Below are 14,220 nucleotides of genomic sequence, written 5' to 3' on the forward strand. Positions count from 1 at the left end.
TTAAAAGTTGGTGTCTAGGTTTATGAAGTTCAAGAACTCCTTTTTAACTGTGTCCTCTTTAAATTTACCGCCGTATTCTGCTGTTACGGTACTACTTTCTATATCACGTATTCCTCTTGAATTAACACAAAGGTGTTTAGCATCTATCACGCAGGCAACATCTTCTGTGCCCAATACTTTTTGTAATTCGCGCACTATTTGGATATTTAGACGTTCTTGAACTTGTGGTCTTTTGGCAAAATAATCTACAATCCTGTTCATTTTAGATAATCCAACCACTGTGCCATTAGATATATAAGCAACGTGTGCCCTTCCAACTATTGGTAATAGATGGTGTTCGCAAGTTGAGTAGAGAGTGATATTCTTCTCTACCAACATTTCGCCATATTTATACTTATTTTCGAACGTAGAAGATTTTGGTTTTTTGTTTGGGTGCAATCCACCAAATATTTCATTCACGAACATTTTTGCAACCCTGTTAGGCGTTCCATTAAGACTATCGTCTTCCAAATCCAGCCCAAGGGTCAGCATAATTTCCTTAACACTTCCCTTTATTCTTTTAATTTTATCTTCATCACTTAAAACGAAGGCATCCTCTCTTAAAGGCGTGTCTTCAGCGGAAGAAGCATGGTTGTCACCCATCTCCTCATAATGCTCTTCTAATGCGCTATCCACTTTCATTTATTTAAAACTTTTTAAGTAGGTAAAGATATACATTATATGCCACTTTATGCCAAGTATAGGGTGTTTGACAACATAAATTAGTGTTAAGGTACAACACTCATTATTTTTAAACTGTCAAATAGGAATCGATTTATGAAAAGGGCTACCTTACTGCTTTGGGTGCCATTATTGTTTGGGATACAAACTGTCATAGGACAAATATCTCCAGACTGTAGTGAGGCCATTCCTATTTGTAACAATACACCGGTTAATGGCGGTACTAATGATTATGGTATTGATGACTTTAATGGCGCAGCTAAGTCTGGTTGCTTAGAAACTTCTCTAAGTGGATTTATTGAAGACAATTCCGCATGGTATAAATTCAGAACGTCTGCGGCAGGCCAATTAGGATTTAATATCAGTTTTGACGCTTCTGAAGATTGGGATTTTGCACTTTACAAAGCCATTGATTGTGCTAGCTTAGGCGAACCTGTGAGATGTAATTTTTTTGATAATCGTGATGACCTTACTCATATGGGGGTAGGAGTAGATCCTACTGGTACTGTAGAATCCTTGTTATATGATGATTGGTTAGATGTTACGGCAGGAGAGGATTATTATATATTAATCAATAATTATAGCAATAGTAACTCGGGATTTTCCATTCAATTTTCGGGTAGTATTTTTGAAAGCAATCCTTCTAATGCTTTAGATTGTTCCATTATCACCAATTTATTAGGGCCACCCCTAATTGCATGTGACAATGAGGATGTAATATTGGACGCCACTAAAACAGAGGCCCTACAATATGAATGGTTTTCCGATACGGGAAGCGGCTTTATGGCAATAAGTGGGCAAACTGGCCCTACTTTAAATGTAAACCTTTCAGCTTTTTATAGGGTGAAAGTGAGCACGCCGAGTGAAATTATTTTTAGTGATGTTCAAATAGGCTTTACAACAGCACCAACTACCTTTGTTGTTGCGGATGAAGCCATTTGTTCCGAACTAGTTTTCTTCGATCTGTTCCAAAAAGATCAAGAAGCTTTAGGAAACCAATCCGGGTCAGATTTTGCGGTGAGCTACCACAGTGCTATAGCCGATGCGGTTGATGGAGTGGGAGCACTTTCAAAGGAATACCCAATAAAAGCTGGAATGGAAACGATTTATGTTAGAACCACTTCCTTGGCCAATTCCCAATGCTTTGATGTTTCCCAACAGTTTAAATTGAAGGTATTGCAAAACCCAGAAATCACCTTTTCAACAGAGCTATTTTTATGTGAGAATAGCACCTCAGTGGTTATAGGAGAACTTAATGCCAATGCTTCCTATACTTATTCTTGGGGTTCAGGGGCCACTACCTCAAACATTCAAGTAGATGAAGGTGGAACATATGTACTAACAATGACCTATGAGGAAAATGGATTTTCTTGCGAACGTATTGTGCCTATTACTGTTGTTATTTCTAAAATCCCAGCCATCACAGATGTAATCATAGAGGATGTTCAGAATAACAATACCGTTACTGTTATTACTGATGTAGAGGGGCAATTTGAATACCAACTTGACGATGGACCATTTCAGGTAGGAAATATTTTCTCCAATGTTTTGCCTGGGGGGCATGTATTGACCATAAATGATCTCAATGGCTGCGGGTCCGTTTCGGAGTCTATTGTAGTGGTAGGGTTTCCTAAATTTTTCACGCCCAATGGTGATCCTTTTAATAATGAATGGAAAATTGTTGGTATTGAAACCCTTCAAGATCCAGTTGTATTTATTTATGATCGATATGGCAAACTATTACAACAGATGACCAAGGATAGTATGGGTTGGAACGGAGAGGTTAATGGTAAAAGTTTACCCTCTTCCGATTATTGGTTTAAACTAACGTATATAGATGCTAGAGGACAACGTGCTACAGCGAAATATATTGAAAGTCATTTTTCTTTAAAAAGATAGGAACCTATCTTCTAGTCAACCTTTTATCGATAAAGCGTAAAAATTTTGGGATGTGGTATACTAAAATTGGGGAGTGGGAGTTATAATAGTGATTATTTATATCACGATAGCCCCATAATCTATGCGAATTCTTTTTTATTCAATGTGTTTTTGGCTGTTGTTTACCGGGATAACCACGGCACAGAATTCCCCTGATTGTCGAAGTGCTATTCCCGTATGTGCCGATGCACCCATCTTGTCTGAGACTGATGGAGGAGGGGATATTGATGATTTTGATCCTGATGTCATTCGTCAATCCGGATGTTTGGAAAAGGGGAGTGTGGCATCCGCAAATATAGAAAACAATACCTCTTGGTATGTGTTTCGGGCCGGTACGGACGGACAAATTGGGTTTGATATAGAAGCACTGTCTTCAACGGCCGAATGGGATTTTGCTCTTTATGGTCCAGATGTGGATTGTGGTGCCATTAGTAGCGGAAATGCACAGCCCATAAGGTGTAATTATGAAGTAAATAATACCGATTTTACGGGAATAGGTGTAAATCCTACAAACGGACAGCAGGGTGCCCCATTTTTAACGGGAAGCCAAAACACCTATGATGAATGGTTAGATGTTACCGCAGGTGAAATCTACTATTTGTTGATCAATAATTTCAATACTAATTTTGATGGGGATCCGGAGCCATTTTCCTTAACTTTTACTGGAACCTCCGTGGATGATGATCAAAATTCTGCTTTGGATTGTACGCTAAGGGATGAATTTTTAGGATTGGATATCTATGCCTGCGAGGATGATCCGGATATCGTATTAAGTGCGTTAAACTCACCTGCAGGTCCAGACATTATTAATGTCACTTGGAGTGTTGATTATGAGGACGACGGGACCATTGATGCTGTTTTGGCAACTGGCCCTGGGGCAACCCAATTAACAGTTACAAGTCCCAACTCTGGGAGATATTATGTGGAGATAGAAACAAGTTTGGCTACTGTAATAACAGATGATATTTTGATCACCTATTATGGAATGCCCGTTTTGGATGAAGTTATTATCCTGTCCGATCTTTCGGATAGTAATAATATTGAAATAGTAGTAGATGGTGACGGTTCCTATGAGTATGCTATCAATGGGGGTGAATTTCAAGATTCTCCAATATTCCTCGATGTGCCTCCTGGGGAAAATACAGTCATTATTAATGATAAAAATGGATGCGGAACCACAGATCCTATACCGTTTTTAGTGGTGGGCTATCCTAAATTTTTTACCCCCAATGCTGATGGATTTAATGACTTCTGGAATGTAAAAGGAATTGAAACATTAGTAGATCCAGTCGTCTTTATTTTTGATCGTTATGGAAAGCTTTTAAAACAATTAGATGAGAATACCTTGGGATGGGACGGTACGTATATTGGAAACCCTATGCCTTCGTCAGATTATTGGTTTAAAATGGAATATTCTAGGGACGAGCAAGGTATTATTGTAGCAAAAACATTAAGAACCCATTTCTCTTTGGTCCGATAACAAAAAAAAACCAGCATTTGCTGGTTTTTTCTCTACTTCTATTTTTCCTTAGAAATTTAAGGTGTATCCCAAGGTCATATTTGTGTTTCTATTATTGATAGTTGCTGGTGTATCAAATCCCGTACTATATAATTGTTGATTTAAATCCTGTTCTGTTTTATTGAAGGCAAGATCTAATCTACTTATCCCAAAATTGTACCCTAATCCTGCCGAATAGCCATTGAGATCGCCAATGGTGAAGCCATTTTTATATGGGCTTTGCTCATATCTGTAACCTCCTCTTAAACTCACTCTGTCAATCCTGTATTCCCCACCTACTCTAAAGGAAGAAACGCGGCCAAGCTCATTGCTGATAAAGGCATTTTCGGACTGAAAGGCTGGGTCGTTTGTAGGTCTCAATTCTGCTTGGGACATATCTTGATATCCATAATCAAAGCTCAATAACCCATCTTTTCCAAAGATAACTGCTAAACTTCCTGTAAGTTTTGCAGGCGTTTTAATGGTGTAGCGTTCAAAAAGATTCACAATATTAAAGTTGATAAATCCTATGTCGTCATCGGCCAAATCAGAACTTATTCTTTGGGCAGTATCATCCGTTAATCGATACCAAGTAGGGGATTGATAGCTGCCGCCTATTCTTATATTTTCGTTCAATTTTGCAATTCCTCCAAGACTTAATGAAAATCCAGCCCCATCGGTACGCAATAGGTTATCAAAAGTAGTGAGCTGTATTTCGGAATTGTTATCATACCCACTTTCCCTTAGGGTGGTTAATTGATTGAAGGATACATTATGAAAATTTAACGAAGCCCCCAAGTATAGATTCTCTTGGTATTGTGTGGCTAAATTTACCGTAAACTTGCTATTGAATCCAGAGGTTCTCTTAAAATATTGTTGGTTTACAGTACTATATTGAGCATTAGAAATATAGGCAGTGTTGTTATTATCATTCTCATCTACAGGGTCTATAATACCGCCGTAATAACCAAGAAATGCTTGTTGATCTACAAAACCTAGACTAGAACCAATATCTAAATAAGCTTCTTCGATAAATTCACCATTTTGCAACAATAAGGGACCAAAAGGAACGCCTTTTGCGAAGTTTAAAAAATAGGTATCGATACCCTGATTGCTACTACCCGAAATAAAAATGTCGTCGTCATAATTCTGAACTACGTCATAATTCAAAGCCAAAGACACTTTTTTCCAATCTGCCTCACTATCCGTATTATTGAAAACAAACACAACTCCCAATTGGTTAATGTCTAGTGAATTTAAATCGGAGGTGGAGGTGTCATTAAAATAGCTAGCCCTGTTGTCTCTATAGTAATTGGATGCAGAAATTGAAAACTGACTGTTATTGAAAACGGCAGAACCGGCCGGGTTAATATTTAGGGCTGATAAATCTCCTCCCAAGGCGCCAAATGCTCCACTAAGTCCTTGAAATCTTCCTGTTCCCTGTATGTTTTCAGTACTATATCTAAGTACATCTGTAATGTTCTGGGCATTGGCAACAAGGCATGCGAAGAACAGTAGTAAAGTGAATTTCCTTTTCATGTTTTGTGATATTTAATTTAGAACGCAATGGATTTAAATTCCTCTTCCCCTAGAGGAAGAACCACCAGAACTTCTGGAACCACCAGAACTGCCGCCACTAGAGCTCCTCACGCTTCCAGAGCTTCTGGAGCTACTGCCCCCAGAACTTCTTACATTACCAGAACTTCTTGAACTGCTTCCACTGGAGCTGCGTACGTTGTTTCCGGAACTTCTAGAGCTACTGCTACCACTACTTCTGTAATTTCCACTAGATCTTGATGAGCTAGGGGTAGAAGTCCTTGGTGAATAGCTTCTATTTGACGGAGATCTTTGGCTTTGATAAGAGCTGCTCTGTGGTGAAGTACCTCTATATGTTTGGGAGCTCCTAGCTCCATTATAATCATACCTAGGTGCTGTTCTGGAGCTTCTGCTAGTTCGGTAAGAACTGTTCCTTTGTGCGGCATCTACACCAATTGTTCTTCTAGACGTGATCCCATTTCTGTAAGTACTAGAATTTCTAGAGGTCGCACTTCTTGTGTTTACATTGCTTCTATTGGTGGTGCTCCTAAATCTAGTATCGTTACCCCTAGTGCTAGAAGTGCTTAAATTAGATCTACCTCTTAGCGCAGTGGAATTTATATCTCGGATAGAATTGTTGCCATTGTAGTACCCTCTTCTTCCACTATTATAACCATATGCCCTGTTATAATTGTTGTAGTGGCCATACCAAGGTCTATTCCAGCCATTGCCTCCCCAGCCCCAATTATTCATATTCCAACCGTAAATACCACCCCAACCGAAGCCCCAACTAAGTCCACCGCCCCAGTTATTATATCCAAATCCACGATTCCAGCCAAAGCCACCACCCCAGCCCCAATTGTTATATCCAAATCCACCATTCCATAACCATGGGTCATTCCATAACCAAGGGTTATTCCAGCCCCAGTTGTTGTCATACATATTGATGCTTATAGATTGTGGGTTATCTCCCCATCCTGGTTGCCCATTATAGGTATTGTTCTGGGCATAGTAATTGTCATCTTGGTTAACATCCAAGTTATCTTGTTCTACATTGCTGTAGTAGCCATCTACATCCGTAAATACTTCGCTTTCCAAGATGTCTTGGTATTCATTAGCTCTTTGCCCAAAATATTCACCATAGGTATTGGTTTGATCTTGTTGCGGCTCTTGAACAACTGCTCTAGATCTTGACTCGACCATTGGTCTATTGTTGTCTGCGTATATACCATCGTTGTAGTATGATGCCTGTTGGTAGGACCCACAGGAGACCCCTAAAATGCCTATCAGGGCAATAAAGGATGCCGTTCTAATTTTTTTAAGGGGTGCAGTTTGTATCATCGTTGTAAATTTAATTGTTGAACATAGTAAAAATAGTTAGTTTTGCCGAACTATTTCTTATAAGAATAAAGTCGCAAGTTTTGTGCCAAACTTACTAATATGAGTAAAAATTTAACGAAAAGAGCAGAAGATTATTCCAAATGGTATAATGAACTTGTAGTAAAAGCGGATCTCGCTGAGAATTCGGGAGTTAGAGGTTGTATGGTTATTAAGCCTTATGGCTACGCTATTTGGGAAAAGATGCAAGCTCAATTAGATAAAATGTTTAAGGAAACGGGGCATGAAAATGCTTATTTCCCGTTGTTTATCCCCAAATCCTATTTGAGTAAAGAGGCCAGCCATGTTGAAGGATTTGCAAAAGAGTGTGCGGTAGTTACCCACTACAGGTTGAAAAATGCAGAGGATGGTAGTGGTATTATTGTAGATCCTGACGCCAAATTGGAGGAAGAGCTAATTATTAGGCCAACCTCTGAAACCATTATTTGGGATACCTATAGGAGATGGATACAGTCTTACCGAGATTTGCCTTTATTAATTAACCAATGGGCCAATGTGGTGCGTTGGGAAATGAGAACCCGTCTGTTTTTAAGAACAGCTGAATTTTTATGGCAAGAAGGACATACTGCTCACGCCACTGAGAAAGAGGCCATTGCAGAGGCAGAACAGATGATGAATATTTATGCTGAATTTGCCGAAGAGTTTATGGCAATGCCCGTTATTAAGGGAATTAAAACAGAAAGTGAACGTTTTGCAGGTGCTGTGGAAACATATTGTATTGAAGCGTTGATGCAAGATGGCAAGGCATTACAAGCAGGAACTTCCCACTTTCTTGGTCAGAACTTCGCTAAGGCCTTTGATGTTAAATTTACCACCAAGGAAGGCAATCAAGAATATGTATGGGCTACTTCATGGGGAGCTTCCACAAGATTGATGGGTGCTTTGGTAATGACCCATAGTGACGATAATGGGTTGGTGCTTCCTCCAAAATTGTCTCCTATCCAAGTGGTAATTGTGCCTATTTATAAAGGGGAGGATCAATTAGATGCCATTTCTGAAAGGGTTGCGCCACTAGTTAAGGAGTTGCGTGCCAAGGGCATTTCTGTAAAATATGACAATAGGGATACTCACAAGCCAGGCTTTAAGTTCAACGAATATGAATTAAAGGGAGTTCCAGTGCGTTTAGCGATTGGTCAGCGAGATATGGATAATAATACTTACGAAGTGGCTAGGAGAGATACCTTGGAGAAGGAAACGATACATGCTGATGAGGTGGTTTCTAAAATTGAATTTTTGATGGAGGATATCCAGCAAAACATATTCAAAAAAGCGTTGGAGCATAGAAGAACCCATATCACTGAAGTGAATTCCTATCAAGAGTTCCAGGAAGTGCTTGAAAATAAAGGAGGTTTTATTTCTGCCTTCTGGGACGGTACCTTGGAAACCGAGGAGAAGATAAAAGAAGAGACCAAAGCAACAATCCGTTGCATTCCAATTGATGCTAAAGAAGAAGCTGGAAGTTGCATGGTTACAGGAAAACCTGCTACTAAAAGAGTATTATTTGCAAAGGCATATTAAAAAGTAAAAAAATATTCTGTAGGTGTTGCAATAGTAAAAAATAATTGTATTTTTGCATCCGCAATTATGCAATGTAATGGTCCGTTCGTCTAGGGGTTAGGACGCCAGGTTTTCATCCTGGTAACAGGGGTTCGATTCCCCTACGGACTACAAGTTTAGTTAAAATATTTTTTGGGAATTGTTTTATTTAAAAAAAAGCAATTCATGATACCAAAAATAATGGTCCGTTCGTCTAGGGGTTAGGACGCCAGGTTTTCATCCTGGTAACAGGGGTTCGATTCCCCTACGGACTACACATTTGATTTAGGGCCTTAGGTCTATTTAAAAACATAACAATAAGATAAAATGGCAAATCACAAGTCAGCATTAAAGAGAATTAGAAGAAACGAAGCAGTGCGCTTGCGTAACAGATACCAGCACAAAACTACCCGTAATGCAATCAAAAAATTGCGTAGCGAGGAAGATAGAAAAGCTGCAGAAACATTGTTGCCAACTGTTGTTGGGATGATTGATAAATTAGCCAAGCGCAAAATCATTCATGCTAATAAGGCTGCAAACCTTAAGAGTAACTTAATGAAAAAATTAGCTACTTTATAAGTTAAAGTAGTTTTATTATATCAAAAAAAAGCCTCGTTTACGAGGCTTTTTTTGATGGAGTTCATTGAATATTAAACTCGTATCTGTCCGTCACCAAATATGTAATATTTATTGGTGACCAATTGTTCCAATCCAAGTGGTCCCCTGTGGTGCAATTTGTCAGTACTAATGGCTAATTCTGCGCCAACGCCCATTTGTCCGCCATCAGTAAAGCGTGTAGATGCATTATGGTATACTGCAGCACTATCTACCTGGTCCATAAATTCCTTGGCGGCATCTTTATGAGTTGTCATAATAGTTGCAGAATGTCCTCCTGAATACTTATTTATCTTTTGAATCGCTTCATCCAATGTATCCACGGCTCCAAGACAACATTTCATAGCCAAAAATTCTTGATACCAGATTGCTTCATTCTCTATAGCTTCTTCTTCTGGCAATATTTTTCCAATCTTGTTGTCCACTAAAATGGAAACTCCATTGTCATTCAGAACCTCTTTTAACTCTTTAATTTTTTCTTGGTAATCCTCAATATGAGTATCTACCAAGATTTTATCCAAAGCATTACAAGCTGAGATCTTGTCAGTTTTGGCATTGAGAATAATTTTTAAACTTTGTTCCCAATTGGCATCTTTACTAACATATAAAAAGTTATTTCCCCTACCACTAATAAGGACTGCACATGTAGCATGTTCTTTTACAAATGCAATGAGACGTTCTCCACCTCTAGGCACGATCAAATCTAGTTTCTCCGTTGGATTTTTAAGAAATTCTTGAGTTTCACCCCTGTTCAGATGCATCAACTTTATCCAATCTATGTCAAGACTGTTTTCTTTTAATGCTTCATGCCAACAAGCTTCCAAGATTTGATTGCTGTGTAGCGCTTCTTTTCCGCCCTTCAATAATATTCTGTTATTGGCTTTAAAAGCCAATACAGAGGCTTCTATAGTAACATCAGGCCTTGACTCATAGATGATCATAATGGTGCCAAAAGGAGCCGTTTTGTTTTGAATCTTTAAGTCGTTCTCTAAAATCCTTTCAGATTTTATTTTCCCAACGGGATCCTCTTGCTGCATTACCTCATTTATGGATTGAATCATTCCGTCCACTTTTTTGTCGTTAACAATAAGGCGATCGTACATGGCTCTATCGGTTTTGTCAAAAAGATCAAGGTCCTTTCTATTGGCGGCAATGATTGCTTCCCTTTTGCGATCCAGGATGTTCATCATAGATTGCAAGACCTTATTTTTTATATCTGTATGTAATAACTTCATTAATTTTTTTTAATAATTAGATTGTGATTTTCGTTCCAACATTCTTACCATCCATTATATCCAAAATAACATTCTTCCTTTTTCCATTTGCGATATAAGTCGTGATATTTTTATTGGCGGTCATTTTGGCGATATTTAATTTAGAGCCCATTCCGCCTCGTCCTTCAGCTTCTCCTTTTTTAATAGTTTTGATGTATTTTTCTACGTTTTGATCCACTTTGACATTCTTTATGACTTCTGTGTCCTCATCATCAGGATGTCCCGTATATAAGCCCTCCGTATCGGTTAATATAATCAGTTTATCTGCTTTTGTAAGCTCTGCCACTAAACTCGCAAGCTCATCATTATCTGAGAACATGGAATCAGTTAAAGTTACTGCATCATCTTCGTTTGCTATGGGAACGACTCCTTCAGAAAGAAGAGCTTCGTAACAATTAATCATGTTTTCCCTGTGATTGCCAGGATTAAAATCCCTTTTGGTAGCCAATACTTGGGCACATTTCATGCCATAGTCTTGGAAGATGTTATAGTAATGGCGCATCATTCGTGGTTGTCCTATAGCGGAATAAACCTGCCTGCGAGTACCTTTGTCTGTTATCTTGCTTTCGCCCATCACTTCCATTCCGGCTATAACCGATCCAGAGGAAACCAAGATTGACATTATGTCCCTTTCATATAGTTCTGCTATCTGTTGCACCAAATGGTCTAGTACAGGTTTTACAATTCTGTTGTCTTTGTTGGTCATCACATTGGTGCCAACTTTTATAACTACTCTTTGCTTGTACATGATTTATTTTTCTTCGCCTAGTTCTACAGCTCTATTAAATGCTGAATACGCGGCTTCTTTAATTAATTCCTTAACATTATTATCATCCATTGAATCCAATGCGGCTCTGGTAGTGCCTCCTTTAGAGGCTACCTTATCCATCCATGAGTTTGGGGATAGATCCGATTGATTGAATAATTCAACTGCGCCTTCAAAAGTCTTGCTTACCAAAACTTTACTATCGTTAGCATTGAACCCCATTTTTAAGGCGGCTTCCATCATACTTTGCATAAAGTAAAAAACGTATGCCGGACCACTTCCTGATATTCCTGTAGAGGCATCTATAAATTTCTCGGAACTTACGAATATAGATTTACCTGTGGTGTCCAACAGGTTTTCTATGGTTAGCAATTCTATTCGAGACACTTCTTCAGATGCAGTGTAGGAAGTCACTCCTTTTCCTATTTGGGCAGGTAAATTTGGCATAGCACGAACCACTTTAGGAATACCCATGGATTCTTGCATTGTGTTAATAGTAACCCCTGCCATAATGGAAATTACAATTTGGCCTGGGTTGGATAATGATTTAATTTTAGCAAACAATTCCTCGCTATGGTATGGTTTAACGGCTAGGAATATAAGGTCTGCGTTTGGAAGGCAATCTTCCAATTTTTCAAATACGTCGAAATGTGATATTTTTTTAAGGGACAGGATTTTTTCTGGGGAACTGTCCAAAATCATTAAATTTCTTTTTTTTAATAATTTCGACTTGGACATTGCTTCCGCATACGTTAGACCCATGTTTCCTGCGCCTATTACTAATACTTTCATGTAGATTTTTTAGTTGTTAATATTATTTCACCCTAATATGCTGCAATTACCATGCGAAGCTGACACATTGACTATAGAGTATGACTTTTATGGATGTTAGAACTATAAGAAATAGTTATACCAAGCGCTTATCGTATGATATGAGTACGATGTAAATTCAAAGGAATTTAAATAAACTATTTAAATCCATTAAAAATGGTTCTTAAATGTTAAAGATAAGGGTGAAGATCTGTCAGTATTTACCTAATATAGGCAATTTTTAGCCCAAAAGCAAATAAAAGAACCTCTTCTTTTAACGGTAGTATGTAATTGAAACAGTAAATAGTAAGATAATTATCTGTAGCATCTTTCTTATATATTCAAAAAAAAACTCCAATACCAGGTTAGTGTTATTGGAGTTGATCTATAATTGAATAATTTGATTTTTACTGATTCATGGTCAATAAAAACTCCTCATTATTTTTGGTCTGTTTAATTCGTTGCTCAATAAATTCCATGGCTTCAACAGGATTCATATCCGCAAGGTACTTGCGTAAGATCCACATACGTTGGATGGTGTTTTCATCCAACAATAGATCATCTCTACGAGTACTGGAAGAAGTAAGGTCAATAGCAGGAAAAATCCTTCTGTTGGATATCTTGCGATCCAATTGAAGTTCCATGTTACCTGTTCCTTTGAATTCTTCAAATATCACCTCGTCCATTTTGGATCCGGTGTCTGTAAGTGCTGTAGCTATAATGGATAGTGATCCTCCATTTTCAATATTACGGGCAGCACCAAAGAATTTTTTTGGTTTATGAAGCGCATTTGCATCCACACCCCCACTTAATACTTTTCCAGAGGCTGGTTGTACCGTGTTGTAAGCTCGTGCTAAACGGGTGATTGAATCTAAAAGAATAACCACATCATGGCCACATTCTACTAACCGTTTTGCTTTTTCCAAAACAATATTGGCAACTCTAACGTGTTCTGTAGGCTCTTTATCAAACGTAGAGGCAATTACTTCACCACGTACATTACGCTGCATGTCTGTCACCTCTTCTGGACGTTCATCTATCAATAAAATGATTTGGTACACCTCAGGGTGGTTCGCTGCAATTCCATTAGCGATGTCTTTTAACAACATCGTTTTACCTGTTTTAGGTTGGGCTACAATCATCCCTCTCTGTCCTTTTCCGATAGGGGAGAACAAGTCTATAATACGGGTAGATATTGTGCTTTGACGTTCGGCAAGATTAAATTTTTCCTGTGGAAACAAAGGTGTCAAATGTTCAAATGACACTCTGTCTCTTACGATTTGAGGATCTAGTCCGTTTATTTTGTTGACCTTGATCAACGGGAAATATTTTTCTCCTTCTTTAGGTGGACGAACATTACCAAGAACGGTATCCCCAGTTTTCAATCCAAATAATTTTATTTGGGATTGGGAAACGTAAATGTCATCTGGTGATGACAGGTAGTTGTAATCAGAAGATCTCAAAAATCCATATCCATCTTGCATGATATCAAGGACTCCTTCACTTTCAATAATGCTATCGAATTCAAATTCTGGTTCCTTATACCTGTTTTTTAAGTCCTTATCAAAATTACTATTGTTCTTGTCCTGTTTTTGATGAACAGGTTTTTTATTCAAAATTTTTTGTGGCGCCTGGCTTTTAGGGTGCTCCTTTTTTTCGTGCGCTTCTTTTGAATTATTTTGCTGTGGACGGGGACGTGGCCTTCTTTCTAAAGGTGGATTGTCTTTAGTATCCGCTGCCGGAGTAGCAGCTTCTTCTGGTTTTGAAACACTATCGGAATCTGGTTTTGAGGTGTCATTCGAATCCTTAAAAACACTCCTTGGTTTGTTTGGGGTACGCTCCCCTTTTACCGGCATGCTTTTTTCCTTTAAGACTCTTGATCTCTTTGGTTTGGATTCATTTTGTTCCTCACTGCCAGCTGTAGCAGCCGAAACTGTTACTGTGGCCTTTGGGTTAGAGGCTTGCACATCTAGAATTTGATAAACTAGATCCAATTTTTTTAGAGTTTTGTACTTGGAAATATTTAAACCCTTAGCTATATCCTGAAGCTCAGGAAGCTTTTTTGATTTTAAATCTGAAATTTCAAACATTAAGTGTTGAATAAATTATACTTGAATTGAAAATTTGAA

At 38.3% G+C, this 14,220-nt stretch carries 11 protein-coding genes and 2 tRNA genes; 6 read left to right on the forward strand and 7 right to left on the reverse strand.

What is annotated here, in order from left to right; genetic code table 11:
• Positions 1–681, reverse strand: a complete 681-nt coding sequence (gene folE, locus ABXZ36_RS05055; RefSeq protein ID WP_354614399.1) for a GTP cyclohydrolase I FolE — start codon at positions 679–681, stop codon at positions 1–3.
• 135 nt (positions 682–816) lie between these two features.
• On the opposite strand from folE, the gene ABXZ36_RS05060 reads away from it, so the two are divergent.
• Together ABXZ36_RS05060 and ABXZ36_RS05065 are read left to right on the forward strand one after the other, a co-directional pair.
• Positions 817–2,619, forward strand: coding sequence for a T9SS type B sorting domain-containing protein (locus tag ABXZ36_RS05060; protein ID WP_354614401.1), 1,803 nt, complete (start codon positions 817–819; stop codon positions 2,617–2,619).
• 121 nt (positions 2,620–2,740) lie between these two features.
• Positions 2,741–4,138 carry a T9SS type B sorting domain-containing protein gene (locus ABXZ36_RS05065; RefSeq protein ID WP_354614403.1) on the forward strand — a complete coding sequence of 466 codons (1,398 nt, stop codon included), beginning with the start codon at positions 2,741–2,743 and terminating at the stop codon, positions 4,136–4,138.
• Between the two features lie 48 nt (positions 4,139–4,186).
• On the opposite strand, the gene ABXZ36_RS05070 is transcribed toward ABXZ36_RS05065, so the two are convergent.
• Both ABXZ36_RS05070 and ABXZ36_RS05075 read right to left on the reverse strand, forming a co-directional pair.
• Complete coding sequence (locus ABXZ36_RS05070; RefSeq protein ID WP_354614404.1) at positions 4,187–5,695, reverse strand: OmpP1/FadL family transporter; 1,509 nt, start codon at positions 5,693–5,695, stop codon at positions 4,187–4,189.
• 33 nt (positions 5,696–5,728) lie between these two features.
• Positions 5,729–7,033, reverse strand: coding sequence for a hypothetical protein (locus ABXZ36_RS05075; protein WP_354614405.1), 1,305 nt, complete (start codon positions 7,031–7,033; stop codon positions 5,729–5,731).
• A gap of 99 nt (positions 7,034–7,132) precedes the next feature.
• Between ABXZ36_RS05075 and proS the strand changes: the two genes are divergently transcribed.
• From proS to rpsT, 4 genes are all read left to right on the forward strand, one after another.
• Entirely contained in the window at positions 7,133–8,608 is a 1,476-nt protein-coding gene (gene proS / locus ABXZ36_RS05080; protein WP_354614406.1) for a proline--tRNA ligase, read from the forward strand.
• 78 nt (positions 8,609–8,686) lie between these two features.
• Positions 8,687–8,758, forward strand: a tRNA-Glu gene (locus ABXZ36_RS05085).
• A gap of 71 nt (positions 8,759–8,829) precedes the next feature.
• Positions 8,830–8,901, forward strand: a tRNA-Glu gene (locus tag ABXZ36_RS05090).
• 52 nt (positions 8,902–8,953) lie between these two features.
• The gene (gene rpsT, locus ABXZ36_RS05095; protein WP_354614407.1) at positions 8,954–9,205 is read left to right on the forward strand and encodes a 30S ribosomal protein S20; all 252 of its coding nucleotides are present in this window, start codon (positions 8,954–8,956) and stop codon (positions 9,203–9,205) included.
• A gap of 71 nt (positions 9,206–9,276) precedes the next feature.
• Here rpsT and ABXZ36_RS05100 read toward each other — a convergent pair whose 3' ends face one another.
• The 4 genes from ABXZ36_RS05100 to rho form a co-directional block, all read right to left on the reverse strand.
• Positions 9,277–10,476 (reverse strand): glutamate-5-semialdehyde dehydrogenase, encoded by a 1,200-nt coding sequence (locus tag ABXZ36_RS05100; RefSeq protein WP_354614409.1) that lies wholly within the window; start codon positions 10,474–10,476, stop codon positions 9,277–9,279.
• Between the two features lie 16 nt (positions 10,477–10,492).
• Positions 10,493–11,263 (reverse strand): glutamate 5-kinase, encoded by a 771-nt coding sequence (gene proB, locus ABXZ36_RS05105; protein WP_354614410.1) that lies wholly within the window; start codon positions 11,261–11,263, stop codon positions 10,493–10,495.
• 3 nt (positions 11,264–11,266) lie between these two features.
• Positions 11,267–12,073: a pyrroline-5-carboxylate reductase gene (proC, locus tag ABXZ36_RS05110; protein ID WP_354614411.1), complete on the reverse strand. Its 807-nt coding sequence runs from the start codon at positions 12,071–12,073 to the stop codon at positions 11,267–11,269.
• Between the two features lie 425 nt (positions 12,074–12,498).
• Complete coding sequence (gene rho, locus ABXZ36_RS05115; protein ID WP_354614412.1) at positions 12,499–14,181, reverse strand: transcription termination factor Rho; 1,683 nt, start codon at positions 14,179–14,181, stop codon at positions 12,499–12,501.
• Positions 14,182–14,220 lie beyond the last annotated feature (39 nt).

The sequence above is a fragment of the Sediminicola arcticus genome, assembly GCF_040566695.1.
GTDB classification, from domain to species: Bacteria; Bacteroidota; Bacteroidia; order Flavobacteriales; family Flavobacteriaceae; genus Sediminicola; species Sediminicola arcticus.